The organism is Turicibacter sanguinis (genome assembly GCF_013046825.1).
Lineage (GTDB): Bacteria > Bacillota_I > Bacilli_A > MOL361 > Turicibacteraceae > Turicibacter > Turicibacter sanguinis.
In genome coordinates this window covers 2566713-2593625 of the sequence record NZ_CP053187.1, presented here as the reverse complement: position 1 = coordinate 2593625, position 26913 = coordinate 2566713, and the positions used below count along the sequence as shown (strand labels likewise).

At 36.0% G+C, this 26913-nt stretch carries 24 protein-coding genes and 2 riboswitches; of the genes, 5 read left to right on the top strand and 19 right to left on the bottom strand.

All coding sequences use genetic code 11. The annotated features are described in order from the left end of the window. Positions 1 to 134 precede the first annotated feature (134 nt). Complete coding sequence (locus HLK68_RS12590; RefSeq protein ID WP_006784673.1) at positions 135 to 560, top strand: HutP family protein; 426 nt, start codon at positions 135 to 137, stop codon at positions 558 to 560. 423 nt (positions 561 to 983) lie between these two features. Next, positions 984 to 1964 (top strand): asparaginase, encoded by a 981-nt coding sequence (locus tag HLK68_RS12585; RefSeq protein ID WP_006784672.1) that lies wholly within the window; start codon positions 984 to 986, stop codon positions 1962 to 1964. Positions 1965 to 2000: 36 nt separating this feature from the next. On the opposite strand, the gene HLK68_RS12580 is transcribed toward HLK68_RS12585, so the two are convergent. The 4 genes from HLK68_RS12580 to HLK68_RS12565 form a co-directional block, all read right to left on the bottom strand. Next, entirely contained in the window at positions 2001 to 3380 is a 1380-nt protein-coding gene (locus tag HLK68_RS12580; RefSeq protein WP_055165573.1) for a GTP pyrophosphokinase, read from the bottom strand. Between the two features lie 137 nt (positions 3381 to 3517). Further along, a complete protein-coding gene (locus HLK68_RS12575; RefSeq protein WP_006784670.1) occupies positions 3518 to 4201 on the bottom strand; it encodes a YiiX/YebB-like N1pC/P60 family cysteine hydrolase in 684 nt (227 codons plus the stop codon). An 83-nt stretch (positions 4202 to 4284) separates the two neighbouring features. Further along, on the bottom strand, positions 4285 to 6129 hold the full coding sequence (asnB, locus tag HLK68_RS12570) for an asparagine synthase (glutamine-hydrolyzing) (protein WP_132942720.1): 1845 nt from the start codon (positions 6127 to 6129) through the stop codon (positions 4285 to 4287). A gap of 317 nt (positions 6130 to 6446) precedes the next feature. Continuing rightward, entirely contained in the window at positions 6447 to 7322 is an 876-nt protein-coding gene (locus tag HLK68_RS12565; RefSeq protein WP_006784668.1) for an SDR family oxidoreductase, read from the bottom strand. A gap of 168 nt (positions 7323 to 7490) precedes the next feature. Between HLK68_RS12565 and HLK68_RS12560 the strand changes: the two genes are divergently transcribed. Then, positions 7491 to 8402, top strand: coding sequence for an FUSC family protein (locus HLK68_RS12560; protein WP_006784667.1), 912 nt, complete (start codon positions 7491 to 7493; stop codon positions 8400 to 8402). 190 nt (positions 8403 to 8592) lie between these two features. Here the strand turns inward: HLK68_RS12560 and HLK68_RS12555 are convergent, their stop codons facing one another. Further along, positions 8593 to 9174 carry a hypothetical protein gene (locus tag HLK68_RS12555; protein WP_006784666.1) on the bottom strand — a complete coding sequence of 194 codons (582 nt, stop codon included), beginning with the start codon at positions 9172 to 9174 and terminating at the stop codon, positions 8593 to 8595. Positions 9175 to 9386: 212 nt separating this feature from the next. Beyond that, a complete protein-coding gene (locus HLK68_RS12550) occupies positions 9387 to 10295 on the bottom strand; it encodes a potassium channel family protein (RefSeq protein ID WP_132942721.1) in 909 nt (302 codons plus the stop codon). A gap of 112 nt (positions 10296 to 10407) precedes the next feature. Here HLK68_RS12550 and HLK68_RS12545 point away from each other — a divergent pair, with 112 nt between their 5' ends. After that, positions 10408 to 11238, top strand: coding sequence for a Cof-type HAD-IIB family hydrolase (locus HLK68_RS12545; RefSeq protein ID WP_006784664.1), 831 nt, complete (start codon positions 10408 to 10410; stop codon positions 11236 to 11238). 22 nt (positions 11239 to 11260) lie between these two features. On the opposite strand, the gene HLK68_RS12540 is transcribed toward HLK68_RS12545, so the two are convergent. The 3 genes from HLK68_RS12540 to HLK68_RS12530 all read right to left on the bottom strand — a co-directional run bounded on the left by HLK68_RS12540 (position 11261) and on the right by HLK68_RS12530 (position 14703). Beyond that, positions 11261 to 11638 (bottom strand): zinc ribbon domain-containing protein, encoded by a 378-nt coding sequence (locus tag HLK68_RS12540; RefSeq protein WP_006784663.1) that lies wholly within the window; start codon positions 11636 to 11638, stop codon positions 11261 to 11263. Positions 11639 to 11701: 63 nt separating this feature from the next. Further along, positions 11702 to 12730 carry a hypothetical protein gene (locus HLK68_RS12535; RefSeq protein ID WP_006784662.1) on the bottom strand — a complete coding sequence of 343 codons (1029 nt, stop codon included), beginning with the start codon at positions 12728 to 12730 and terminating at the stop codon, positions 11702 to 11704. 104 nt (positions 12731 to 12834) lie between these two features. Further along, positions 12835 to 14703 carry a carbohydrate-binding domain-containing protein gene (locus HLK68_RS12530; RefSeq protein ID WP_132942722.1) on the bottom strand — a complete coding sequence of 623 codons (1869 nt, stop codon included), beginning with the start codon at positions 14701 to 14703 and terminating at the stop codon, positions 12835 to 12837. Positions 14704 to 14905: 202 nt separating this feature from the next. On the opposite strand from HLK68_RS12530, the gene HLK68_RS12525 reads away from it, so the two are divergent. After that, positions 14906 to 16084: a peptidoglycan recognition protein family protein gene (locus HLK68_RS12525; RefSeq protein WP_132942723.1), complete on the top strand. Its 1179-nt coding sequence runs from the start codon at positions 14906 to 14908 to the stop codon at positions 16082 to 16084. A gap of 184 nt (positions 16085 to 16268) precedes the next feature. Here the strand turns inward: HLK68_RS12525 and HLK68_RS12520 are convergent, their stop codons facing one another. From HLK68_RS12520 to HLK68_RS12475, 10 genes are all read right to left on the bottom strand, one after another. Then, positions 16269 to 17630 carry an MATE family efflux transporter gene (locus HLK68_RS12520; protein ID WP_006784081.1) on the bottom strand — a complete coding sequence of 454 codons (1362 nt, stop codon included), beginning with the start codon at positions 17628 to 17630 and terminating at the stop codon, positions 16269 to 16271. A gap of 217 nt (positions 17631 to 17847) precedes the next feature. After that, positions 17848 to 19773, bottom strand: coding sequence for an LTA synthase family protein (locus HLK68_RS12515; protein WP_132942724.1), 1926 nt, complete (start codon positions 19771 to 19773; stop codon positions 17848 to 17850). Positions 19774 to 19886: 113 nt separating this feature from the next. Next, a complete protein-coding gene (locus tag HLK68_RS12510) occupies positions 19887 to 20555 on the bottom strand; it encodes a hypothetical protein (RefSeq protein ID WP_006784083.1) in 669 nt (222 codons plus the stop codon). A 105-nt stretch (positions 20556 to 20660) separates the two neighbouring features. Continuing rightward, positions 20661 to 21413 carry a S1 RNA-binding domain-containing protein gene (locus HLK68_RS12505; RefSeq protein WP_006784084.1) on the bottom strand — a complete coding sequence of 251 codons (753 nt, stop codon included), beginning with the start codon at positions 21411 to 21413 and terminating at the stop codon, positions 20661 to 20663. Positions 21414 to 21810: 397 nt separating this feature from the next. Next, positions 21811 to 21912, bottom strand: a riboswitch (purine riboswitch). A gap of 216 nt (positions 21913 to 22128) precedes the next feature. Then, a riboswitch (purine riboswitch) is annotated at positions 22129 to 22230 on the bottom strand. Positions 22231 to 22276: 46 nt separating this feature from the next. Next, on the bottom strand, positions 22277 to 22681 hold the full coding sequence (locus HLK68_RS12500) for a metallophosphoesterase family protein (protein ID WP_238698367.1): 405 nt from the start codon (positions 22679 to 22681) through the stop codon (positions 22277 to 22279). A 309-nt stretch (positions 22682 to 22990) separates the two neighbouring features. After that, complete coding sequence (locus tag HLK68_RS12495) at positions 22991 to 23950, bottom strand: serine hydrolase domain-containing protein (RefSeq protein WP_006784086.1); 960 nt, start codon at positions 23948 to 23950, stop codon at positions 22991 to 22993. Positions 23951 to 23988: 38 nt separating this feature from the next. Continuing rightward, on the bottom strand, positions 23989 to 25029 hold the full coding sequence (locus tag HLK68_RS12490) for a zinc-binding metallopeptidase family protein (RefSeq protein ID WP_006784087.1): 1041 nt from the start codon (positions 25027 to 25029) through the stop codon (positions 23989 to 23991). Positions 25030 to 25052: 23 nt separating this feature from the next. Further along, entirely contained in the window at positions 25053 to 25601 is a 549-nt protein-coding gene (locus tag HLK68_RS12485; protein ID WP_006784088.1) for a GNAT family N-acetyltransferase, read from the bottom strand. A 14-nt stretch (positions 25602 to 25615) separates the two neighbouring features. After that, complete coding sequence (locus HLK68_RS12480; protein ID WP_006784089.1) at positions 25616 to 26263, bottom strand: SIMPL domain-containing protein; 648 nt, start codon at positions 26261 to 26263, stop codon at positions 25616 to 25618. 102 nt (positions 26264 to 26365) lie between these two features. Further along, entirely contained in the window at positions 26366 to 26851 is a 486-nt protein-coding gene (locus HLK68_RS12475) for a hypothetical protein (protein ID WP_006784090.1), read from the bottom strand. Positions 26852 to 26913 lie beyond the last annotated feature (62 nt).

Below are 26913 nucleotides of genomic sequence, written 5' to 3'. Positions count from 1 at the left end.
GGGCGCTTAGATGACTATCCCTTTTTCTTTTTGAGCATAATAGGATTAAAACCTAATAAAAAAACACGATTTTTCCTTTGAATTTTACAAAAAAAAGGTGTAACCTTATTAAGAGTGGTAAGGAGGTTAAGTAGATGAATCAATTTACAAGTTTAGATGTGACTAAAGCGGCAGTTAAAGTGGCGATGACTTCGTCTAGAAATGAAGAAGATCAGCTTGTCAAGCAATTAAAAGAACATGGAATTAATGCTACGGCAGTTGATGTAGGTGGAAATTTAATTCAATCAATCCCAAAAATTATTGAACGTGCCATTATTGCTTCTCGAAAAACGGGCATTACTAAAGAATGCATGGTTTTAGATGGTGCAGTAGCAGGTGCTGCCAGAGATGCGATCATGCAAGTGTCGATGAAAGCAAATGGATTAAATGCTGGTGGAAAGATTGCAATTGCACGTCATCGTGAACATTTAACCGTTTGTATTTTCTTAAGTATTGGATTATTGCATTTAGATGATGTTGTGATTGGATTAGCTCATCGTTCTGTGCCGGATAATATATAGTAATCTAAACTCTTCATAGCGGAGAGTTTTTTTTATTCCCTCTCCTCTTTACTTCGCTTCTCAATTATTTCGCTAGAATGAAAGTTGATTCAGTCAATCTAAATTCTGTTATTAAGCGTAAGGTGACTTAGTATCGTCTTTTTAAAATGACAATAGCTTATGATATAGATTGCTACGCTTTAATGAACTTTAACGATTAAAATGATGGAGTCTTATGATATTGACACGTCTAAATAAAAAGTTCAGGTTAAAATTTGTTAGAAAACAGGATGTTACCTCACGATTAGTTTTGCAAGATAAGAATGTTTAGGCACGCTGAATCCAGATTATTGTTAGTAGAGGATTATTTGGAATAAAGGTTGCAACGTTATGGGAGAATGAGTAAAATAAAAAAGGTAGAAAAATGAAATTTGGAGGGTTATTATGATGAAAAAAGTGGCAGTAGTATTTACCGGTGGGACTATTTCAATGAAAGTTGATCCTCGTTTAAAAGCGGCTATCCCTTCAATGTCTAGTCAAGATATCATGTCAATGGTTACGAATATTGATCAAATTGCTGAACTTGATATTGTTGAATTTGGTGCTCTACCAGGGCCTCATATGACACCTGAGAAAATGATGGAATTAAAACAAGTCGTAGAAAATAAATTAAAACAAGAGGATATCTGTGGAGTTGTTGTGACACACGGAACGGATAACTTAGAAGAAACTGCGTATTTATTAGATTTAACGCTATCATCTGAAAAACCAGTTGTTGTAGTTGGAGCGATGCGTAATGGATCGGAACTTGGATATGATGGACCAAGTAATCTAGCGGCAGCTATTTGTACGGCTGCTCACGAAAACTCTCGTGGAAAAGGTGTTTTGGTTGTCTTAAACAATGAAGTCAACACAGCTCGTGAAGTGACGAAAACACATACGATGAGTCTTGATACCTTTAAATCACCTGAATTTGGTCCTATTGGAATTGTTGATCAAGATGAAGTGATTTATTATCATAAAAGCTCTGCCCCTACTCCCCACATTGAAACAAATCAAATTGAATCAGATGTTCACTTGCTTAAAGCCGTTTCTGGAATGGATTCAACCATTCTTAACTTCCTAGTGAGCCAAAACGTTAAAGGGATTGTCATTGAAGCGATGGGACGTGGAAATGTTCCACCGCTAATGTTAGAAGGTATAAAGGCCGCAACAGAAAATAAGATTCCGGTGGTCATTGTTTCACGTTGTTTACAAGGACGAGTGCTTGGATCTTATGGATATCTTGGTGGTGGTGCCCAGCTTCGCGATATGGGGGCTATCTTAGCGAGTAATTTAAATGGTCAAAAAGCTCGCATCCAATTGATGTTAGCTTTAACTGTTTCAAAAACAACAGAAGAATTAAAATCATACTTTGTTGACTAAGAAAAAAAGCGCAATTTAAAAAATTGCGCTTTTTTTCTATTCTAATGCTTCATTAAATCGGTCACTTAATTCAGTTAATAAGACATCTTGCTGGTCACGCCACTGGTCAATCGTTGTAATTTGTGAGGTAATATCACGTAAGACATCAATCATGACACTCGTAACGTCACTAATACTATCTTCATAAATACATTCAATATCATCTGTTGCAATAATACTGTTAGCTAAGGTTACCATAATTTGTTCCATGATGTCATCACTATGTTCTTCAAGTTGTGAGTAGAGCACTTTTTTAAGACGTGTGACACTCGGTGAGGATTGATAAGCCTGTTCTAAGAAACCAATAAACTTTTCAAAGTCCCCAACATTATCTTGAGGTTCGATTTCAAATAACATAATGAAGAATAAATTCCAATGAAATTCTTTATTCATGACATCAATAAAATAAGGACCTACAATTTTTTGGAATTGTGTTGTATATATCGGATCACGTTCAAACTTGATTGGAACATTGAAATGAACGGTTTGTTTTGAAATTTCGGATAATCGTTCGAGGGCTTTAATTAAGGTAGCTGTGTTTTGATTTAATTCAAATCCAACCGTTGGCGAGAAGGTATATTTCATAATGGTTTGACAGGCCTTTTTGATATTAACATTCATGCCAATCGATGCTTTTATTTTTTTAGCAAAGACATCGTTGCACATCTTCGCTAACATATCTTCAAATCCTTTACGTTGGTAATCTTCATCGGTTTGATTTTGTTCAACATTTCGATAAATAGTTAATAACTGTTTATCGAGTAAAGCCAAGTTATTTTTAATCGAATGCATCATCTCTTTTAATAAGTCATCCACTAGTAGGTAACTATAGTTTTTATAGATGATTTTATGTTCAATTTCTCCCCAAAAGGTATTAACGAGTGATTTGATTTGAAGTTCAAATGGTAAATCCGTATTTGTGTCGGTGATGATGCCATCAATTCGATAAATTTTGAATCCATTTTTTTGTTTTTGTGGTTGTCGACCATCTAAACTCAATTTAACATTTGGATTCATGTCATTGTAGTAATACCCTTCTTCATTTCGGATATTGAAATGTTTTCTGAGAATTTTATAAATTTCACGTTCATCTTGTTCAAAACGGCATTCAATTCTTACCCCTATTAAATCAGATAGATGGTAGATTAAACGAATCGGATCATTATATTTTTTATAGTATCCTTGACGTAAGATTTTTTCTTTTAAACTATCGTGGCTTTTAACACGTGATGTAATGTTTAAATATTCAATATCATATAAGTTAACAATTTGTTCGAACTCTATTTGTAATAAAGTTGAAATAATTTGGAGTTGCTCACTTTTTTTATCCAGTGTAGCCAACGCTTTTTCTATATACTTAAATTCTGCTAATGGCAAGATTAACGCCCCTTCTTTTTTAATACTTCTACCTTATTATTGTACAGGAATACAGCATTCATACAAATGGAAAAATAGTATAAATTTTTAGATTTTCAATAAAAAGCGCGCTAAGGTTAGCGCGTTCATTTGTTATCTTACCATTCTCTTTCCGATGAAAATCCGTATGATTCCACTTCGTATAACAGTTCACTAGCTGCAATATCTTGTGGTGTTACTGTCCGTCCTCCATTACTATCTAAATCAATCCCTACTTCATTAAATATTTTCCAAACAATATCAGAGCAATGCGTGGCACTTAAATCTTTTTTAGAGACAAACACATTATAGTCTAAATTTAAAAACTGTGTTTGGGCAATTTCAACGATTTGGTCCATTAACTCAGGCGTGGCATCTTTTAAACGTAATACTTTAACAGTCGGATAATAATCCCATTTAGAAAGGGGTTGTAGCGTTGAGGTTTCACCATAACCAAGTGATTCAAGGACAAGTCCCGCTTCTGCATCAACCACTACCCCGGCATGACCGTGACGAAAAAGCAAGGTATGACTTGATTTAGAAATTAAGATGTCTCCCTTTTGGACGTCTTGTAATGCATGACAAGGGACTTGATAGGATTCTTCATTAATACATTGTTCTTCAAGTGTAATTAACGTCATAGGATAATCGACAACTTTAAACGCATCCTGTACTTGTCCCATAACGGCTTGATCAGATTCAGAAACTGGAGGTGTATAAGCATTTAATTCAACTAAAAAGTTTAATAAAGTGACGATTAACATGGCCACTGTAAAAGTAATAAAATAGTAGTTTGGTTTCATAAGTGCCTCCAGTATTAGATAAAAAGAGTATTATTTAGTTATTATAACATGAAAATATCCTTTTTATACTTGACGAGTTTGGTTTACTCTATTTTCCAACTTTCGTACCACATTACAAAGGTCATCAACGCCCAAATTTTACGAGCGTGATTGTGTTTCCCGGTTGCATGTTGATCAAGATACCGAAGTGCTGATTTTTGGTTGATTAAATGCTCACACTGAGGGGATAAAATTAAGCGCTTGGCTTCATCATACAGTTCATTCTTGAGCCAGGTCTTTAATGGAACGGGATACCCTTTTTTATTGGCCTCATACACATGAGGTGGAATCATCTCTTTAAACGCTTCTCGCAAAAAAACTTTCGTTTGATTCTGCCCTATCTTTTCATTTGTTGTCAGTTGCTTTGCTAGTTGAAAGACCTTTTGATCAAGAAATGGAACACGTACTTCTAAGGCATGTGCCATCGATAGACGATCTGATTTGACCAAGATATCCCCTCTTAGCCAGGTATGAAGATCAATCATTTGCATTTGAGAGACAGGATCTAAATCTTGAATTTGTTCAAATAGTGGTGCGGTAATGTCTTTAAACGTAAAGTTTTGATCATAAAAATTTAGCAACTGTTGTTTTTCACGTTCATTAAAGACAAAGGCATTTCCAACATACCGGTCCTTTAGGGGGATACATCCTCTTTCGATGAAACTCTTCCCTTTTACTCCAGTTGGAATCAAATGAGATAACGTGAGTAAACTTCTTTTCGTATTAGGTGATAAGTAATTAAAGACTTCAAGTGACTTAGGCTCACGATAAATCCGATAACCTCCAAACAGTTCATCTGCCCCCTCACCTGACAAAATGACTTTAACTTGTTTACGCGCTTCTTGAGCGACTAAATAAATGGCTGTTACGGAGGGATCGGCAACCGGGCTATCGAGATAATCAATGACTGTTTTGGTTGCCTCGATAAATTCTTGAGCGGTAATGAATCGGCTGTATAAAGGAATATTTAAAAAATCGGCGGTCTCACGTGCGGCCTCGATTTCACTATATCCCGCTTCGTGAAAGCCAATCGTGAAGGCTTTAATTTTTGGATGATATTGATTAGCACAAGCTGTAATGATAGTCGAATCCACCCCTCCTGATAAGAAGCATCCGACCTCTACATCGCTTTGTAAGTGAGCACGAACAGATTCTTTGATGACGGTTTCTAATTGATGTTTATGTAACGATGAGATTTGATGATGGGGAATTAATTGAATGGTATTATAAGCTTTGATTTCAATCCCTTTATTTCGTTGGTAGGTTAAATAAGTTCCGGGTTCTAATACTTTGACATCTTTCAAACACGTCAAAGGTTCTGGGATATATTGAAAGGTAAAGTAATGCTGTAAAGCAATAAAATCAAGACTAGCCTCAGGTATGGTAGATTGTTTAAAAGGTTTTAGTTCTGACGTTAAGAATAAAACATCATCTTCTACATAATAATACAACGGTTTAATTCCAAATCGATCCCGAACAGCAATGAGCTCTTCTGTTCGTTCATCGTATAAAACGAGTGAAAACATGCCACGTAACTGTGTAATGAATTCTTTTCCAAGTAGGTGATATAAACAAAGAATGACTTCCGCCTCACATTGAGTGTCAAAGGAAAAACCGAGTTTTTCTAATTGATTTCGAAGTTCTTGATAATTATAGATTTCGCCATTGAAGACGAGATGACAGTTATAGTCATCACGATGAAACGGTTGGACCCCCTGTTTTAAATCAATGATGCTTAATCGATTAAATCCAAGAATGAGGTGGTCTTTATAATACAAATCTTGATCATCAGGTCCCCGATGTTTCATTTTTTGTAAAGCCTGATATGAAAAAGCTAAATCATTTACGGTGATTTGCTTTTGTTTTATTAATGCAACTAACCCACACATGACAATCACCTTATCTTTTTAACATTTATGTGACATCATACGGAGAATTGAATGAATAAATGACAATAATCATGAGTTAATATTCTTGGTTTATCGTCACAATTCCTGACAAACGTTCGTTCGTATTTTATTGGGGCGGTGAGAAAAGTTAACCCCTATTCTATCGTTAAGCCCTTTTTAATGGTTTTATCATCTAAAATGTGGAAAAAATCACACTTTTAATGTTCATTTTTAAAAAAAGTATCTTTTTTATCTTTTGAACATTTGTTCGTTTTTTTATCTTGTGAAAATAAAAAAACGATAGATCATCTATCGTTTTAGCAATTGATAATGCTACCACCGTTAATATGAAGCGTGGCACCTGTCATATAAGACGCATCATTTGAGGCTAAGAAGACATAGGCTGCTCCAAATTCAACAGGTTGTCCCATGCGACCAAGAGCTGTATTAGCGCCATGCTGCGAAACTTTTTGTGCATCAAATGACGCTGGGATTAAAGGAGTCCAAATTGGACCTGGTACGACAGCATTAACTCTAATTTTCTTTTTCGCTAGATTTGTCGCTAACGAACGCGTGAAGCTTGTTAAAGCCCCTTTAGTAGAGGAATAATCGATTAAAGTTTCATTCCCTTCATACGCTGTAATGGATGTGGTATTAATGATACAGTCTCCTTCGGTTAAATGAGGTAAAACTGCGCGTGTTAAGTAAAAGGGACCAAAAAAATTGACAGCGAATGTTTTATGTAAGTCTTCATCTTTAATCAGAGTTAAGTCATTTTGAGGATATTGAACTGCAGCATTATTCACTAAAATATTAATTTGATTAAAGGTAGACATCGTTTTTGACACGACGGCTTCACAAAACTTAGGATCGGCGATATCTCCTTGAATTAGCAAACATTCCCCTTGGTGGGCCTCAATGATACGTTTTGTTTCTTCTGCATCTTCTACTTCATCATAGTAAACGATGACGACTTTTGCGCCTTCTTTTGCATAAGCAATTGAAACGGCTCGACCAATTCCAGAATCGCCTCCTGTAATGATGGCTACTTTTTGATCCAATCGCCCACCCGATTTATTGTATTCAGGATGTTCAAAAATGGGTTTCGGATCCATTTGCGACTCAATTCCGGGTTGTTTATTTTGAGTTTGAGGTTTAGCAGTGCTTGGAAATGAAGCATCTGGTCTAGTCATATCTCACTGACAGCTCCTTTTTGGTAGTATTTTTTTAATCTTTAGTAGTTTTGTCAAATTTGTATAAACTATGAGAAGAAATAATAAAATTGAATGGAACTTCTCTTGCTTGTCAGTCTTTTGCCATGCTAAACTAATGATGATTTAAAAAATAAAGGGGAACAGCTTATGAGACAGTTAGGTCTAATTAAACGATATATTGGAATGAGGACCTTAAAAACAGGAATCGCCGTTGTCCTGACACTCTACTTAGGACAAACTTTTTTAATTAGCAATGTGTTTTATGCTGTCATTGGGACGATTTTTGCACTGCAAAATACGATGAAAAGTTCATTAGTCGCAGGAAAAAATCGATTGCTCGGAACGGTTATGGGAGCGATCATTGGCTTTTTATTTGCTCAACTTCAATTACATAGTCCACTATTTATCGGTCTAGCCGTTATTATGACGATTGTTTGCTGTAATTCATTTAAAATTAGTTCATCGATTATCATTGCTTCGACGGTTTGTGTTTCTATTTTAATTGGAATTCAAGGTCAAGACCCATTAATCTATTCGATTTTACGCACGACGGATACATCGATTGGAATCATTGTTGGGATTTTTGTGAACTATGTGATTGCGCAACCGAATTACCTAGGAACGCTAACAAAGGAAATTGAAACCATTGAAGACATGACGAAAAACTTAGTAAAAAACATTCTCATTCATCAGGATTTAGACGTCAACTGCTTACATACAGAATTAAGTCGTTTAAATACGATTTATCAGAATTATTGTGCGGATCGACGCTTTGATAAAAATCCCGTTTCTTTAAATCAATTAAAAGTTACGATTGAAGCCTGTCATGATATTTATTTTCATGCCAAATGTATTGCTTGTTTAAGTGTTGAGGAAACCGATTTAACTATTAAAAATCGTTTGCAAATCATTGATTTCTTCCATCATGGTTGTCAAGGAGACGTTCACTTAGAGCAACCTATTGATTCAATCTTTAACTATCATATCGAGAAGATTTTAGAAGAATTGAGATTGTTGACTGTGACAGTTGATGCTTTAACGGACCATTTAAATCAATAAAAAACACACCGTTTAAACGGTGTGTTTTTTATTCCCGCTTACTAAGTATCACAGCAGAGTCTAACAGAACTCCCATCCTAATTTTTTTACAAACTGTTCTGCCACTCTTCTTCACCGTTTAAAGAATGGCGTTTGCCTCACTCAGGTAGCTCATTCTCTCGTTTCTTAAATCGGAGTCATCCCCCGGTGCCTATATTTTGATTTCAAATCGGTTAAAAATACAGTCTTTCCCACAGTTTTGCATTTGCATGGCGAACACTAAGGCTTCTCGTTTTGTTTTAAAACAAGCATAATGACAAATTTCGTGTTCTTTCTCGTGGACCACATATAGACAAATCCAGTAATGCTTTGGATGGTCAACCACATATTCTAAATCATCAATATCTAAGATGACTTCTTCATTATCGAGTCGGTCTAGAGCTGCCTCGGCAAAAAGGTATTTATTCACATCAATATCAGATTCTGTCCATTTGTCCTCAATAATCTGAATCATGTCATTCATTTTTTCAATTAAATCGTGCCCTAAAATCGTCAATTCAAGGACATTCCACGTATATTCTTCATCAATATTTGCATAAATTTTATATAAATCTGCACCGACTTCTGCTAGTTGCTTGTGGCAGTCTTCTACTTGATGATATAGCTGCCGATCAACTAAAATGACAATGTTGTTATTAAAAAGCAAACTGTCACTCGTTTCTAACATTTCCTCAATTTCACTCAGGCAGATTTTGATATTTCGTTTGATTCGAAGCATGGTTTGATCTAACATCGTCTGATCCCCCCTTTTTTACTACTAATATATGACAATCAGCGGGATTGAATAACCCAAAAAGATGAAATTTCGCCTTTTACAGTCAAAAAAACAGAGCTCTATTAGATCTCTGTTTAAGGTGATATTGATAAAATCATTCAAATTTCCCGTTTCATTTAATCATATCCTGAAATCCTCATTGTTTTTGCTTTTTTCCCCTTTTTTTATGATTAGGAATTGCCTTCGTTATCGTTAATTTGATCACGATAAGATAGGATGGTACTTAAAAAGATACTGAGACAAATCACACTAGTTACTGAGATAAGCAATGAGATCGTTTTAGCCGCCATCGTGGTGGGGGTGATATCCCCATATCCAATGGTTGTAAAGGTAATAATGGTGTAATAAAATAAATCAAAATAGTTGTTGGCATTGGAAAAAACAGGTGCTTCATGTGGAAGATGAGAGACTAAACAGACAATCAGATAGAGATTTAAAATGAGCATTATTAGAATTAAAATCGCAGCGATCATAATTCTTGAAAAAGAAGTTTGCTGTTGTTGAACAGATTTGACGTAGGTTGGATTAATCATCATCGTCATCAAGGTCTTTAAGTTCAAGAAATAGCAAATCCCCATCCCAATCAAGCTAATGGAAATATTTTTAGCAAATTGGTCTGGAAATAGTAATAAGACTAATAAAAACGTGCTAATCATCGTATAACTTAAGATAAAGTCCATTTTAAGATTCTGATTTTCGACACGATAGAAGAAAAGATGAATTTTATTACTTAGTAATAGGACATAACCAATCGCATAGTGAACTAATAAAAAGGCAAAGAGGACAATCCCTCCTTTAATCAGGGGTTCAAAATGGAGGATAGAAGCATCAACTCTAAGATGGCGAAAGATTCCTGTTGCGAGTGACACAAACGTTGAAACCTGTGCAAAAATAATAAATCCACCTTGAACGAAGCGTGTTAATAAAGAGCGTTCAAGAAATAAGAGTCGATACATCCGATTAATCTCTAAAATAAGGTGGCGAATCGTCTTCAAAATGCCAAAATCAAGTGTTCGATGTCGAAAAATTAAAATCGAAATAACAAGAAACGTTAAACTAATTAGTAAAAATTGTCCCATTGAATCTTCTCCTCTCATTAAAAAATACCCTTTTGAGGTTTAATGTGTCCGTTTTACTGAATAATATTTAAAGGAGAATCTAATAAATTTATTTGTAAAGGACGGTAGAATCATGGCGATAAAATTAATTTGTATTGATATGGATGGAACCCTATTAATGGATGATCATCAAGTGAGTGAAGTAGATCAAGCAGCCATTAAAGCGGCTGTTAAGCAAGGTGTTCATGTCGCAATTACAACAGGACGTGTTTATAATTGTGCCAGACTCTATGCCAAAACCATTGGGTTAACGACGCCCATTATTGCCTCAAATGGAGCATTTATTGGGGGAACAAATGGAGAAACCATTTATGAAAATCCGCTATTGATTGAGGATGTCCGTGATTTTTTAGAGATTACGACACAGCATGGGCTTCTCGCCTATTTAACGGCTAACTTTGGACTTATCTCCTTGCAAGAACTACCAGAGACGAATCTTTATAAACAATTGAATAAAATGTTAAAAGAAGACGAACAAATCCAACTAGTTGTCTTATCGAGTTTAGATGAAATCTACGGACACTATGAAGGTCAAATTTTAAAAGGGGTTTGTTTGGCACCTAACCAAGACATTTTAAATGAAGTAAAAGCAGAAATTAAAGCGAAGTGCCCTCATTTAGAAGTTGTTTCATCTTGGAAAAACAACTTTGAAGTCATGAAAAAAGGTAGCTCTAAAGGTGAAGCTGTCAAACAGTTAACCAAGTATTTTAATCTAACACCGGATGAAGTGATGTGTATTGGCGATAGCGAAAATGATTTATCAATGATTCAATTTGCTGGGGTTGGGGTAGCCATGGGCAATGCAACTGAGGATGTTAAACAGGCCGCTCAGTTTATTACCACGTCTAACAAAGAAGGTGGTGTTGCCAACGCTATTGAACACTTTGTGTTAAATCAAAAATAAAAAAGCCAAGATTTCTTGGCTTTTATTGTGGTGTTCCACAGTGAGGACAATAGTCATAAGTTGGATCAATTTGTTTACCACAGTGTTTGCAATGAGTTAAAGCAGAAGACATCTGTGACTGAAGGGGTTCTAAGTCCCAGAATGTCAAACTAGACTGTTCTCCCGCTTCAATGGCCTGTCCTTTTTCTTTATCTATGATGGCAATGGTTTGACAATTTGAACAAACGACATAGTAGGTTGTCTTCCATTTGATCAGTGGAATAAAGAAAAAGTGAAAGACATAAAAGTGTTTAAAAAGTGTCATGGGTACCGTTTGTTGACATCCTTTACAACTGATCGGTGTCAGCGGTCCAATTTCTTGATCTTTTGTTTCAATACCAAAAATTCCTATAAAAAACATGATTCTCACCTATCAATATATCTTTATTCCTTTATTATACCCAACTTATGAACTTCTAGCAAATCACTGTGTTTCAAGGAACGTTTCAATGGTGGCAAATGAGCGAATTGGGATCGAGTGTTCCTTTAAAGTAGTAATGAATTGATTTTCAATTTTAAAGGTTTCAATTGAAAAATTCTCAAGATTTGAAGCATCAAAATAACACAATAGGTCAAATCTCGGAAAATGAAAGTCTTCAGTTATTTCGTTAAGTTCTACTTGAACTTGTGCTGCACTTAAATAGACGAGTGCCGCATTTTGAAGCTGACACTGTGTATAAATTTTATTGAAGCTTGAACAAAGCTCTTCGTATCGCCCAATCAGTTTTTCATAATCAAGGTCTTGTTTTTGATTATCCTGTTGTTTAAGTAAAAATTCCGTGCTTTTAATTAACGCCATACAAGCCAATTGAAGATCACGATTAGAAGTTGTCGTCACAATAAAATCGTATAACTCTAAAAAATGAAGCGGAAGCTTACGCATTTGTTTTAAATCTTCCACCTGTGTTTTAAGACCACGATGAAAGTACGTTTGATTAAAAAAAGCAACACAATCTGATAATTGACAGATAATAGAGGCGGCATGAAGTCTTGATTCACACGTTGAATTTGCCAGGATTAGTTCCCCCATTGTTTTCTTGGCTTTTGTTAGTTGTTGCTTCGCTTTACTTAACATAAATGCTCGATCACTTAAATGTTTATGAAGTTTTAATTGCAAATGCTTAAATCGTCTCTCATCTTCAATCGAGTTTGCATATAAAATTTTTACATCTCCAACACAAGGCGTTAAACGGTCATTAAAGTCTGCAATCTCCTCGACTCGATGCCAGCTCATTGGAAATAAATCATAACCAATATCTTTTATAATAAATGTTTGACTTAATTCATAAGCACGCTCTGTTTTTGGAATAAAATATAAATCTACATCTGACAAGTCATTTGACGTTCCGTTTTCATATGATCCGTAGAGTAATAACAAACTTACATCTTCAGCATATTCTCGTTTAATGGTATTAAGGGCCCATTTAATCACTTGATCATTTTGATAACTCATCGTCTCCCCCTAAATGAATGGCATAAATATCTATAATTTAGTATAGAAATGAGCCGAGGGAGATAGAACAAAAAAGACACAGATTATCTGTGTCTTTTTTGCGATTAATTCATCGGGCGTTGTCCTTTACCACCCATTCCGCCCATACCAGCGGCTCCTCCCATTGAACCTTGAGTTTGCCCAATCGTTGTGATGGTGTTTGAAAGTGTGACACTACCAATTTCTGTTCCACCAGAGTATGAACCTTCAGTATAAATTCCATCTGTTACGACTCCAGAAGACGTTCCTCCACTTGAAACCGTATAGGTTGTACCTGATGTTAAAGCAGGAGTTGAAATGATAATGGATTGTCCTGATTTAGCAGGTGCAAACGTAAAGATATCTTCCCCATTTTCTGACTTAATATTAATCAGCGTTCCTTCAGAGAATGAGGTTCCAATACTTAAAATAGGTTGCGAAGAAGTTGAACTTGGAGTTTGCGCCATCCCAGAACTTCCAGCAGCGACTAATGTTCCACCTTTAATATTGAAAGTTCCATCATAATCAAGAGCACCATTTCCACTATTTGTCGGTCCATTGACAATCACGGTTCCACCATTCATTTCAATGGATCCATTCGCATCTAATCCATCGCCTGATGCATCAACATAAAGTAATCCACCATTTAAATAAATCATTCCATTAGAAGCAGAGAAATTATTTTGACCTGGACGTCCACTAGTAGCCGAGGCATCATTCCCTCCAGCAGCATTGACTCCATCATCCTTTGATACGACATAATAACTTCCATCGTTAACGTTAATGGTTGTGGCTTCTAATCCCTCATATGATTGGGTGATGTTAACCTCTCCCCCATTTAAATTAAGGGTTGTATCAGCATGAATCCCATCATCTCCAGAAGCAATTTCAAAGGTTCCTCCATTAATATTGATTGAATCATTTGAGTGAATCGAATCATCTGATGAGTCAATGGTAAAGGTTCCGCCGTTAATTGTAATATCAACAACTGCTTTGATTCCTTTGGCGCTTGATGAGCTTGTTTCCGTAGTCGTTTGGCTAGCGGGTGCTCCCCATTGCCCCCAAATCATGTTAGTATTTGTTGATGAGCTACTATTCGTACTTCCTCCCCCTGATTGAATATCAAAACTTCCACCATTAATCGTAACGTTTGTTTCCGCTTGAATTCCATCAAGTCCCGCTACAATGTTTAACGTTCCACCATCAATCGTAATATAACCACGTGTTGGATCTTCGGAGTTACTTGATTGTAATCCATCTCCACCGGCATTAATGGTAAGGGTTCCATCTTCAATTTCAATTGAATCTTTTCCTTTTAATCCATCACCGACTGATGTTACGGTGATATTTCCATTTTTAATTTTCAAATCATCTTTGCTGACAATTCCATGATCGTAGTTTGCATTCACCACTAATGATCCTGTTCCTTTAATTTTTAGATCATCTTTACTGAATATTGCAGCATTAGGTTCATTATTGGTTGGATCTTCAAGAACATATGAATCGCTATCAGTGACGATGTTTTCTGTTCCTTCCACTAAGTTAATGATTGCATTTTTAGCATTTTTGACATAAATAGGTGCACTACTTGAGGAAGTAATCTCGACGCCATTTAATACTAGCTCGACATCTAACTCATCTGAACTATCTACAATGATTTGTCCATCAGTTAATGTTCCACTAATGTTATACGTTCCACCTGATGTAATTGTAATGGTATTTCCATCAATGCTCACGCCATTTCCTTCAACCGTTGTTTGATCTTGTTTTAACTGAATCGTCGCATTGGCTGACACTGTTGATTGAGTACTTAAACTTTGTGACGAGCTTGTCTCATCAGTTGCTTGAGTGTTCGTTATTGTATCGTTATTACTGTTTGATTGGCATGCTGATAACCCCATAGTTGCTAAGAAGGCAAGGAAAAGGGTTCCTTTATGTTTGTTATTTAATTTCATTTTGACTGTCTCCCTTCAAATATAAAGCTTTGACGATATTAAGTATAAAAGAGAAGTCTGAAGATAATCTTAAAAAATTTAAAGATGATTACTCCAAAACTTGGGCAACAGCGTATTTATTCAATGAGCGGTTCTTTATCCCTTCCTCTTTGAGGAAGTTAAAATATACTATAATGAGCAAGTTACAAGGAGGTAAATATATATGGCATACACGTACAAAGTCATGCATCTTGATCAAACGCAACACAATCTAAAGTATAAATATGGAACAAGCTTTACCCCAACAGAGATTACCTACCATCAAACCTCAAATAATGCTTCGGCATTAAATGAACGAAACTATTTGAATAATCGAACTGATAATGTGTACATTGGATTTCATATCGTCGTCGATGATCAAATGGCCATTGAATGCTTGCCACTCAATGTTCAAACATGGCATGCTGGAGATGGTTCAACAGGTGCAGGAAATATGAAGTCAATTGGGATTGAAATGGCCTACTCTACAAGTAGCGACATTAGTTTAAGAAATGCAGCCATTGAAAATGGTGCTAAAGTCATTGCATCGTTAATGAAAACTTACAATATTCCAATGGCAAAAGTCTTACCTCATCAAGCACGGAGTGGAAAACATTGCCCACATGATATTCTAGATCGCTATGGGAATGAGGTGTTTAGAGTCTTGATTCAAACAGAATATCAAAAATTAACTGAATCAACCACTACCCCAAGTACGCCCTTAACACCGGTTAATTTTTCGGTTGGAGACAGCGTTGAAGTTTTACAAACTATTTCTGGGTACTCGACATCTTTGGCAACTAAAGCTTCAACTTCTGTTAGTGCTGGAACTTACAAAGTTTATAAAGTAGCTTCTAATGGGCTACATGCTGTTAATATTTCAAAAACAGGGACGGTAGCGGGAGCTTGGGTTAATGCGACTGACCTAAAAAAAAACAATAAAAGTTTAAGTGTTGGGAATCAAGTTCAGTTAAATACGGCTGCCTCAGGTTATAAGGCAGCTACTAGTTCTGTGGCATCGAGCCTTTTGGCTAGTGGGAAGTACATCGTTTTTAAAGTAAGTGACGGAAGTCCCCATTCAATCAATCTTTCGAAATCAGGAATTGCTCCTGGAGCTTGGGTTGATGAAACAAACGTAAGTTTCATTTCAACGCAATCCTTTAACCATGGAGATCAAGTTGAAGTGGTTAAACGAATTAACGGATACGGGACTTCAACGACAACCATCGCCACGACTTCTGTGAATGTCGGAACATACTATGTTTATAAATATGTTGAGGGGGCAACCCACGCACTAAACATCTCAAAATCAGCAACAACTCCTGGTTCATGGGTTAATATCAGTGATCTTATGCTCGTTTAATGTTTTAAAAGCGGCACATCCGATGAGGGATGGCCGCTTTTTCTCTTAGATTAAGTTTCACTCACCCTCACTTAATCTTCATCTGCTTTAGTACGACCTTCCCTTTTTTTAAATTTAAATACTTTGCTTATTCATTATTTTCGTTAATAAAAAAATCAGCCTATTGAAAAGGCTGATTTTTTTATTAAACAAGGGTATTAATCCATTTTTTTGAGCGAACTCTAAATATTCCAATGACCACTTTGACTATTTCTTCTAATTGAACAATCATCGCCACAATAAGTAATGGCGCGTTAAAGAGATTGACTGCAATAAAGGCTCCTAAAACCCCAACGGTCCATAAGATTCCGAGTTCAAGAATCATGGCATACTTTGTATCTCCTCCCGCTCTGAAGATCCCCACAATATTAATGATGTTAATGAAACGGAAGGTTAAGCCAAATGCAAAGATAACGAGGACTTGCCCCATTAATTTTAAGGTACTCGATTCAAAATTTTGATACATGGGTAAAATCAGTGGAATACAAGCAATAAGAATAAGGCTCGAAAGAATCCCTAAAACAACACCTGTTTTTAAGAAAAGGATAGCATGATCATATGTTTTATCCTTTTCACCCGCACCTAGTTGTTTTCCAAGCATCACGGTTGAAGCATTTCCAACGCCAATAGCAGCAATGAAGAAAATATTGAAAATTGAGGTCACAATATTCATGATTGAAATCGACTCAACATTAATCTGACCATAAATGACTAAATAGGCCGTTGTCCCTAGTCCCCAGAAACACTCATTGATGACAACAGGTAAACTAGTAGTGATTAGCTTTGAAATTAATTCTTTGTTAAATGAAAGTAAGACTGAAAGTTTTGGATTCATCGTCTCAGTTTTAAAGTAAGCAAAGAACATGATGAGGATAAACTCAACGATACGAGAAACAAGTGTTGCAATCGCGGCTCCAATTACACCAAGTTGCGGTAATCCAAATGCACCGAAGATGAGTAAGTAGTTTAAGATGGTATTGAGCGTCAATGCTATGATTGAGGCGATCATCGAAAATTTTGGTTTTTCCACGGCTCTTAGGCCCATGCTATATCCAAATGATAAAATCATAAATGGATAGCTTAAACAAGCAATTTTTAAATACTGTGCCCCAAGCGATTGAACCGCAACATCCGGCGTGAAAATACTAATAATCTTTTCAGGAATAAAGAAGGCTAATCCGCCGAAAATGATGGATAAGATTCCTCCTAGTACTAAGGTAAATCCAAGTAAGCGATGAATACTTTTAACATCTTTTTTTCCCCAGTACTGAGCGAAGTAAACCATTCCTCCACTATAAATTCCAAACATAATCATATTTAGTAAGAAATAATATTGATTTGAAACCCCAACAGCAGCTACGGCATCAACCCCGACTTTACCAACCATTAGCGTATCAACCATGTTTAAACTTGAGGTGACAAGCTGTTGCAAAGCAATTGGCAATGCAATGATCCACAAGTCTTTATAAAACGAGGCATTAGACTTAAAGTGGTCTTTAAACTTCATAACATAAACTCCTCCTATAAACATAAAAAATAGAGAAGTCCCGATTAATTTCTGTTAAAAGAAATTTTGATCGGGACTAGCATTAGCCTTAGTATCAACGTATTTTAATAACTTAGGATCTAGGTTATTAATGGCTAAAAAACAGAAGAAATATGTCATTTCTTCCATCCTCTATTGTTATAATCAATGTATCAAATCTCATGTTAAATGTCAACGTTTACGAATTAATCTTCGCTAGTTCAAAGCTTTTTCCTTCATCGAGTGCTTGATGATAGCCACTAATTTGTTTAATGGTCACAAGATTGCCTTTATTCATTTTCATTTCGGCATGTAACTCCCCTTCACTAATATACGTTGTCGGCACTCTTTTTCCATCAATAAACACCTGACTATCGCCATTGAATCCAGATCCTTTTATCACCAAGTGATGGTCTGTTTTCATAATCGAGTGAATGGTTAGTGGTTCAATTCCAAATTTTATTTCTTCTGTTTTATGCTGTGGAAAGACCGATGCTAATAATTGTTTTCCATAGATTAAATCATACTGAGCTAATTTTAAGTCTGACTGATAATGAAATGTTCCCTTCTCTAAATCATGAATCGCATTCATGATTCCCCCACGTATACCAACAGCATTTAAAATTTCTGTTGCAAGTTGATAAGCAGGTAGCTTTTGGTCATGAAAGGTAAATTCACTTGGATGTTTAACCATCACTGGAACCTCATAATGATCAAACGGATAAAATGTTTCATCATTAATGACAGGCAAATTTGGTAAATGGTCTGAAAATAAAATTAACGTGGTTGGAGTCTGACGTGTTTCTAAGTATTTTAGAAGACGCTTAATTTGATGATCTAGTCGATGTAGTTTGATGCAATAATCTTGTAATGATGCTCTCTCTTCTAATGATAAATATCCTTCAATTTGAATATCGTGATGTTCATCATAACTCGTTTCATTATACGGTTGATGTGTGCCGGCTGAAATGGCGTATATAAAGCTCTTTTCAAATTGGGATATCGCTTTAATGATGTTATGGATTAAATGTTCGTCGTTCATTTGAGATAAATCGTGATTGACTTCAATGCCTGCCATGTATTCCAGGGGGACGAAGCGATCAAATCCTAAATGTTGATAGGCAATGTGTCGGTTATAAAAATTACCTTCATAGTTATGAATAGCAATGGTTTCAAAGCCAGATTGTGAGAAATGAGTGGCGAGAGATTCAATGTCAGTTGATTTTAAAATGCTATTATGTGGAATCTCACCCGGTCCAAAATAGTCAACATTCATGGATGTTAAGACTTCAAATTCAGTTTTACCGGTCCCCCCACCAAATGTGGGAACAATGAGTTTCCCAAACGGCTCAGTTTTCATTAGATGTCTGATAGTAGGGATTGGATCGATATTAATTGAAAGGTTTTGTAAGGTTAACGGATCAAAGAAGGATTCCATTTGTATCATGATCACATTATGATCTACACTTTGGGGATGATTTTTAAAATACGGCATCAAATCATGAGCCAGGTTGTTCATTTTTTCTTCACTGTAGGAGTCTGGTTTTCTATTTAAATAAGGATATAAGGAATCTGTAATGGAATAGGCAAACCCCATTTGCTCATATAACTCAACTTCTTCAGCGGGTTTTGGTAATTCTTTTTTCTCTGTTTTATAAAAGATATACCCAGCTAAAAAAACGTAGACTGTGCCCATGACGTATTGTAAGGTTGTTGTTTCGAATTGAATTTGAAATAAATCATAACCAATCCAAAATAAGAAGCCTAAAAGAATTAACACCATACTAATCACGAGTGGTGTGAAGTATTGAGAAGACAAACTTAAACCTTCTTTAATTAAAAAGATATCGGAAAACATAAGTGGATAGCCTCTTAATGTCGTGACGATGGTATTGGTGATGGATAATAATAACCAAAAAATAGTGACGATTGTAAAGACAAATACTTTACGTGTCACCATGAAGGATAAGGCTAAGGTTGAGGAGATAATGAGGACGTTTAAGATAAATTCTATTGGTGAGTGTTTCATGAAGTAGAGTGCTTTTTTAATGGATTTAAATTTGATGGTTTCTACCACGATGGTTAATAGAATTGAAAAAATGAGCCAAAAGCTTAATGATTGCATACTATTCCCCCCGAAGACATCTTTTACGATTTAAGATATCATATGTTTTCATGTCAGACAAGGGGACCTTTGTCGAGCAAACAAAAAAGAGCAAAAATTTGCTCTTTTCGTTATTAAAAGGCTAAATCGTATGTTTTATGAAAGCTTAAGACGATTCGCTTATAATCTTCATGTAAGAGATCGAGTGTTGCATTACTTAAAGAAGCGGGAAGCGGGAAAAAGGCTTGGCCAAGTCCACCGCATAATAAGGTATAAGATCTTCTTTTAGCTAGTTTATTATGCTCTAAATAAGATTCGAAACTTTCTTGTGAAATTAAATCTAAGATGGCACGTGCAAGTGGTGATTTCTTTGGTGTTAATTTCAGGTTATATTCGGCTTCTAAAAAGAAAGGAATGGCTTCCTTTGGTACCCCCTCTTTTCCTAAGAAAATTAAACTAGCTAGCAGTGCTGCCTCTTCTTGCTTTTTTTTATTATCTGTCATGATACGGGTACATCTTTTTGCTTCTTCTTTTGCCTCATCGATGGTGTTTGAGCTAAATCCAATGGGAATGGCTGCAATCTGTGTCCATTGACTTAATTGAATGTCTTTTTTTGTCTTTTTAGCGTGTGTCATAAAGTAATCAAAGCGATTGCGATAAAGGGTGTCACTTTCGGATTCTTGTCTTAAGTCTTCAAAGACAAGCTTGGATAATAAAACATCGGCTACCGCCATCATGATTGTAATGCCTTCACTGGAGTTTTTTTGATTTCGTAAGTTATCTCCAATTATGCAACCTAACATATAAGTTCCCCCAATCGATTCTTTTATCGCTTAATTGATACGATTATATCATATTTTAGAATTTTATAGTGATATAATTCCACGATTGAGGTGTAATTCCTGTGGTTAATGAATGATTTTGATGATTTTTCCGCGGACACGGCCCTCATCTAATCGAACTTGATTAATTCTGAAGGCTACCTTCATTCCTTCTTTGACATTAAAATAAGTTGGAACCGGACAAATCGCATCTAAATTTGGGGCGATATTGACAAAACATGCCCAAGATTTAACGTTACGAACAAGTCCATAAACGACGGTTTGGGGTTCAAAATCTTCAATGGTAATGCTTGATTGTGTTTCATATTTTTCAACAGCTTGAACATTAATTTTCATATTATCATTCACCTTTAATAACGAAACAAGAATCGTATCCCCTTCATGATAAATATCCCCCACGGTTGTGTAGTCATTTGAAAAGTCTTGATTACGTAAAATAACTGAAATGCCATCAATCATTAAGTAGGCACCAAAGTAGACAATTTTGGTAATCGTCGCCTCAAATGACTCTCCTTCTTTTAAGCGAGCAATAATGTCGTTTCGACGTTCTTCTTTTATTTCTTTACATGAAGCTAAGTAAACACGTCGTTGTTCGTCATAACTCATGATTTTAAATTGCACTTTCATCCCGATATAATGATTTAAGGTGCTTTTAATTTCATACAATTCGAGTTCTTGACGTGGAATAATGACACGATCCCCCTCAAAATCAAGCCATGCCACGTAATCATTTAATAAGATATCGAATTGAACTAATCGAATAATCCCTTCTAAAATTTCATGATTTGTTGCTAATGGATTGTGTGAAAAATCCTCCATTAATATATCCCCCCTATATGAATCCCCAAGATATGTTTGATATCTTCAACTGTCTTCACATTAAATAAGCTTTCTATCGAGAAAGCGTTTGTATTATCATTTTACCAATAATCTCACAAAAAAGATACTGTCTTTTCATACAATCTCAGCTTAATGTTTCTACAAGTTTCGGCATAAAAAGACCTGATGTCGTATTTTAACATTACCTTATTTCATATTTGGGTGGGTGCTGATTTTTAGATATAAAAATTCAAAGGAAGAGGATTCAGTCCTCACCCTTCTCCTTTAATGATTCAGAATTTTCTTTTTAAAAAACTAGAATTGAAAATTAGACATAAAAAAAGAACACCGAAGGCCATTTCGGTGTTCAACAAGTAAAAAGGATTGTATGATGAGGACATACAAAGTTTTTACTTGTAGTCCGCGAGATATAAGGTCGCGGGTAGAAACTAGTTAACCATATCTTAACAATTATACAAGTAAATTATAACTATTTGGAGTAGGAAATAAACTTAATTATTTCCGGACTTAAATAATAGCACGCTATGATCTAAAATGCAACTTTTTTATCGAAAAAAAGTTTGGAAATATTTTGAATCTATTCAATCCTTACGAGTTCTTTTTATATGAAAGCATTTCATCTATTCTCTAATCAAAAAAAGAACACCGAAGGCCATTTCGGTGTTCAACAAGTAAAAAGGATTGTATGATGAGGACATACAAAGTTTTTACTTGTAGTCCGCGAGATATAAGGTCGCGGGTAGAAACTAGTTAACCATATCTTAACAATTATACAAGTAAATTATAACTATTTGGAGTAGGAAATAAACTTAATTATTTCCGGACTTAAATAATAGCACGATTTAAAAATAGTTGCAAGAACTTTTTTTAAGAAAAGTCGAATATTGTCTGACGTTTTTTTGAAAAAAGCTAGGATCTGAGGATAATAGGATTAAAACTAGTTCCGGTTGATTGTAAAAACGAATGAGAATGAGGCTGTTTTCAATGCCACGACTTATCTCTAAGCTTGTGCTTTTTATTTGGTGAACACCTGCTGTATAGAGGGGAAATAACCCTTGATTTGGCCCAATTAATCCTCCCATCAGAGGAAACAGAAATTGTCTTCCATGGGCATGACTCGAAAAAACCAAATCAACGTCATAGGCCTCATACAGCTTTAAATATTCAGGTCGGTGTGACATTAAAATACTAAATGCATCCGGATTCACCTTCGCGTTCAAGGTTTCCTCCATTTCTTGGGTTTTCATTAAATTGGAATCATTGACACCGATTCATTCAATACGCGTCTTCCCTTTTGTAAGTACTATCTTGTTATTTCAAAGCAACACAACGCCTGCTTCCTGGATTTTCGATTCAAAATGGCATACTCATGATTCTCAAAAGGATAAAACGTCAACGTCATTAAACCTGGCATTATTCACTAAATCTCCCGTTATCATAATCAAATCCGGTTTGATTTTTTTTAATTGTTTGAGGACTTGCCCCTCTAAGGAACCGACCTCTTGAATAGGGGGATGTGAGATTTGGATGATCTTTAATTCATATCCGTCTTTTTCTCATGATAATGATTCTCGAATCTCACGATGTAAAGACCAAACATTATCCGAAAAGTTACTAAAAAGTGTGACGATTGTTTTAGTGTTTACATCATAGGAAGACATAAAACTAACGCCAGGATCACTTCCACAAAAATACGGAATGCTCTCCTCTGTTAACCAAATCCCATAGCCATAATGATCTTGATCATTTCCAGCTTGAACACGAAGCATCTCATCTGTCATCTCTTTTGATAAGAGGCGATACCCAAGCAACGCTTCCCAGAAGGCTTCAATATCATCTACCGTTGTAAAAGCACCTCCCGCCCCTGTTCCTTTTACATCAACGCTATAAATATTCGTCACATAGCGTTGCCGTTTTTCATCATACACATAATGATTGGCACAGTTTGCAGGTAGGCAATCTAGCTCATAGTAACCAGTAGAGGGCATCTGAGCGACGTTAAAGACATGCTGTTGTAAATACTCATCAAAAGACTGATGTGTGATGGCTTCAATGATTAAGCCAAGCACCACAAAGCCGGTATTATTGTATTGAAATTTCGCTCCCCGTGGATACATCATAGGTTTGTGAATAAACAAGGGGATTAAATCTTGAGATGACCTAATTTTATAGTTAGGATAATCTGTCCACAACTCATCGTAATCGCTCATAACTGACTCATCAAAGTAATCGGGAATTCCCGAGGTATGAGTCAATAATTCGCGGATCGTAATCGTTGTATCAATTTGTTGCCAATCAATCGTTAGAATCTGTCCGATGGTATCGTCAAAGTGAAGTTTTTTCTGTTCGATCAATTGTAAAATACCGACCGCAACAAAAACTTTACCCGCTGAGGCCGTCGCAAATTTAGTCTCACGTTGATTTTTTCGCTGATTGGCAACATCAGCATAGCCATAAGATTGTTTAAAAAGGATGCTTTTTTCTTTTTTGATTGAAATCGTCCCTCTAAAATTCATGTCAATCCTCCCTTAAAAAAAGAGAGCGAGTGCTCTCTTTATGCATATGGTGATAAATTAAAACAAGGTTGAAGTTCGGCTAAGAAATGTGCAATTAACTCGATAATTTGTTCAACGTCGTTTAAATGACAAACTTCACTTCCTGAATGCATGTAACGAAGTGGGATTGAGATGAGTGCTAATGGGACTCCATCATTTTGAAAATGAATACGATCTCCATCAGTTCCCGTACGTCCGGGTGCCATCTCAAATTGAATCGGCATATTTAAACGGTTGGCGATATTAATCAGGGCATCATTTAGGTGGTTATTAATGATGGATCCATGACATAAAACCGGTCCACCACCGAGTTTAATTTCACCCGTTACTTCCGGATTGGTTCCTGGATAATCGGTTGCAAACGTTACATCGACGATTAAAGCCAGGGCTGGTTTTACCCTTTTAGCTGCCCATACCGCTCCACGCATCGTCGTTTCTTCACCAACTGTGGTGGCACTGTAGACTCCAACGCGTGTTCCTAACTCTTTTGCACGACGCAGTGCTTCAATCACAATAAAAGCCCCTAACCGATTATCAAGTGCTCGTCCGGCTAAGTTGTTGTTTAATAACTCAAGATAATCTGTATCTGCTACAACATAATCACCAGGCGCAATCACTTTAAGTGCTTCTTCTTTTGAAGTTGCGCCTAAATCAATAAATAAGTCTTTTGTTTCTAATGACTTATTTTTAAGAAGGTCATTATTATATCCGACGACTCCACCGATAATGCCATTTTTGGTCAGAATGCGAACTTTTTGTCCGAGATATAAAGCCGGACGAATTCCGCCTACGTTTGTTACTTTAGCTAATCCGTCTGATGTAATCATCGTAATCATCATCCCGATTTCATCGACATGGCCGGCAAGTAAGACTTTAAAGTCATGGTCTTTATTTAAGATGCTCATAACGTTTCCTGTGGTATCCGTTTCAAAACCATCTACGGTGTCTTGCATGTAAGACATAATTTTTTTCTGTAACTCGAATTCTTTGCCAGATGGTGAAGCCGTTTGAATCATTTCATATAAAAAGTGTTTATTCATCATACATCTCCTATTCTAAACGCCTACTTTAAAGCTTCATAATCATCATACTCTACCAGCCCTTTCATGGTGGTTAAAGCCCCCTCTTCTAATTCTTTAACCATTAGACACTCGATGGCAGGTAAATGAACGCTTTTTCCAGGCATAATCCCGTAGTTAACTGCTGTTTGAAATCCTCTTGAACGATAATTTTGTGGATTTCCCTCCACAATCACGGCTTTAAATCCCATTTCTTTGGCTTTAACAAATCCGTATTCAATTAACTCTTTTGAAATATGTTGTCGTTGAAATGACGTTTTCACAGCAACGGGTGCCAAAATTAATAATTCCTGTTCATATTGTCCTTGTAACTGAAATCTTGAAAACATGGCATATCCAATAAGATTATCCTTTGAATCAAGAGCGATTAATTCTAGTTCAGGGATATGGTAACGTTTATGCCTAATTTCTTCGACTAATAATCGAACCATTTTTCCTTCTTCTTCATCATTAGCCTCTGTAAAGACCGTCTCAACTAAATCTAATGAACACGTTAAATAGGCTTCACTGATGGGTTTGATTGTTCTTTTCAAAGATGGGCCCTCCCCTATTTAATTTCCCAAACGATGGTAACCGTGTCACTCGCACTGACATTATCTGGTTGAATATCGATAGCTGCAGCTGAATAAGCAACGCTTTCTTCTAACATCATCTCACGATTTCTATAGACGATATTGCTCCAATCGTAGGTAATGGCTAATATATCATCAAGTCTGACTCCCGCTGCCAAAGCTAAAATATTGGCTTTTTGAGTCGCATCTGCAACCGCATCTTGTAGCAAGAGTTCTTTTAGTTTGGTATCGTCTGTTAATAAAAAGTGGATGGATAGTTCAGGATTGGCTTCACATGCACTGAGTTGTTCTAAAATCATAGCTAAACGATGGGTATCGATTGGGAAACTGAGCTTTAAGTTGTTTCTGACACTGTATCCTTTAAAGACACGAATGTATTCACCTTCTTCGTTTTTGACGCTTTCATAATCAGTATTTACGGAAAAGTTTGTCGTCACTAAATCAGATTTGCTAAATCCAACGTTAGCTAAACACGAACGAAGTTGTTCAAGTCGTGTTCCGGCTAAATTAATCGTTTCATCATAATTTTCTGCTTTCGATTCTAAGTCAAAATCAAGTTGAATGGTATCCGGTGGTAACGAGGCTTGCCCCGTCCCTTTTACGGTTAGTGTTCGTTGCTCCACTTTAATCCCCCCCTGAATCTCAATTTGTTCCTATTATAACACGTTATGGAATAATTTAACATAAAAAGTGATACCTCATTGAATCGAGATATCACGTCTGTTTTAAATGGCTTGATCATCATCAAGTGAATCATTTAGATATTTTTCTTCGAGATAATAACTTCCCCAAGTTACCTCGATTTGAAGATTTGGACATTTGCAAGCAAGCATTGCTGGAATGGGATTAAAGGCTTTCATGAGCTCAGGAAAGATTCCGTCTTGATAATCCTCTACCTTATTCGTGCATAGCGTGCCATTTGTTAAAGGATGTGTTCCGTAATAAACCATATAGTTGACTTGGTAATTTAATTCTTTGAGATTCCAACGATAAAAAGCTTTAATTTGATGCTTAAGATTGGTACTAGAAAACTGCCATGAATCTTCTGCAAGGTTAAAATCGGTTAAAGATAACTTAGAAGCGGGAATATTTTTTCCAAAACCTGACTTTAATTGATATTCTTGCGTACATTTTAACCATTGAATATACGTTTCAATTTCTTCTTTTGGACCTTTGACGCTTACTCTGACATTATTCTCAACCTCACACATCTCACATCACTCCTCAAACATGATGAAACCCTTTTTCTAGATTATACCATATAAAACTTTTT

Coding starts and splice junctions, on each gene's coding strand:
- HLK68_RS12590 (WP_006784673.1), top strand. CDS start 135: ATGAATCAATTTACAAGTTTAGATGTGACTAAAGCGGCAGTTAAAGTG.
- HLK68_RS12585 (WP_006784672.1), top strand. CDS start 984: ATGATGAAAAAAGTGGCAGTAGTATTTACCGGTGGGACTATTTCAATG.
- HLK68_RS12575 (WP_006784670.1), bottom strand. CDS start 4,201: ATGAAACCAAACTACTATTTTATTACTTTTACAGTGGCCATGTTAATC.
- asnB (WP_132942720.1), bottom strand. CDS start 6,129: ATGTGTGGGTTAGTTGCATTAATAAAACAAAAGCAAATCACCGTAAAT.
- HLK68_RS12565 (WP_006784668.1), bottom strand. CDS start 7,322: ATGACTAGACCAGATGCTTCATTTCCAAGCACTGCTAAACCTCAAACT.
- HLK68_RS12560 (WP_006784667.1), top strand. CDS start 7,491: ATGAGACAGTTAGGTCTAATTAAACGATATATTGGAATGAGGACCTTA.
- HLK68_RS12555 (WP_006784666.1), bottom strand. CDS start 9,174: ATGTTAGATCAAACCATGCTTCGAATCAAACGAAATATCAAAATCTGC.
- HLK68_RS12550 (WP_132942721.1), bottom strand. CDS start 10,295: ATGGGACAATTTTTACTAATTAGTTTAACGTTTCTTGTTATTTCGATT.
- HLK68_RS12545 (WP_006784664.1), top strand. CDS start 10,408: ATGGCGATAAAATTAATTTGTATTGATATGGATGGAACCCTATTAATG.
- HLK68_RS12540 (WP_006784663.1), bottom strand. CDS start 11,638: ATGTTTTTTATAGGAATTTTTGGTATTGAAACAAAAGATCAAGAAATT.
- HLK68_RS12535 (WP_006784662.1), bottom strand. CDS start 12,730: ATGAGTTATCAAAATGATCAAGTGATTAAATGGGCCCTTAATACCATT.
- HLK68_RS12530 (WP_132942722.1), bottom strand. CDS start 14,703: ATGAAATTAAATAACAAACATAAAGGAACCCTTTTCCTTGCCTTCTTA.
- HLK68_RS12525 (WP_132942723.1), top strand. CDS start 14,906: ATGGCATACACGTACAAAGTCATGCATCTTGATCAAACGCAACACAAT.
- HLK68_RS12520 (WP_006784081.1), bottom strand. CDS start 17,630: ATGAAGTTTAAAGACCACTTTAAGTCTAATGCCTCGTTTTATAAAGAC.
- HLK68_RS12515 (WP_132942724.1), bottom strand. CDS start 19,773: ATGCAATCATTAAGCTTTTGGCTCATTTTTTCAATTCTATTAACCATC.
- HLK68_RS12510 (WP_006784083.1), bottom strand. CDS start 20,555: ATGTTAGGTTGCATAATTGGAGATAACTTACGAAATCAAAAAAACTCC.
- HLK68_RS12505 (WP_006784084.1), bottom strand. CDS start 21,413: ATGGAGGATTTTTCACACAATCCATTAGCAACAAATCATGAAATTTTA.
- HLK68_RS12500 (WP_238698367.1), bottom strand. CDS start 22,681: ATGAAAACCCAAGAAATGGAGGAAACCTTGAACGCGAAGGTGAATCCG.
- HLK68_RS12495 (WP_006784086.1), bottom strand. CDS start 23,950: ATGAATTTTAGAGGGACGATTTCAATCAAAAAAGAAAAAAGCATCCTT.
- HLK68_RS12490 (WP_006784087.1), bottom strand. CDS start 25,029: ATGAATAAACACTTTTTATATGAAATGATTCAAACGGCTTCACCATCT.
- HLK68_RS12475 (WP_006784090.1), bottom strand. CDS start 26,851: ATGTGTGAGGTTGAGAATAATGTCAGAGTAAGCGTCAAAGGTCCAAAA.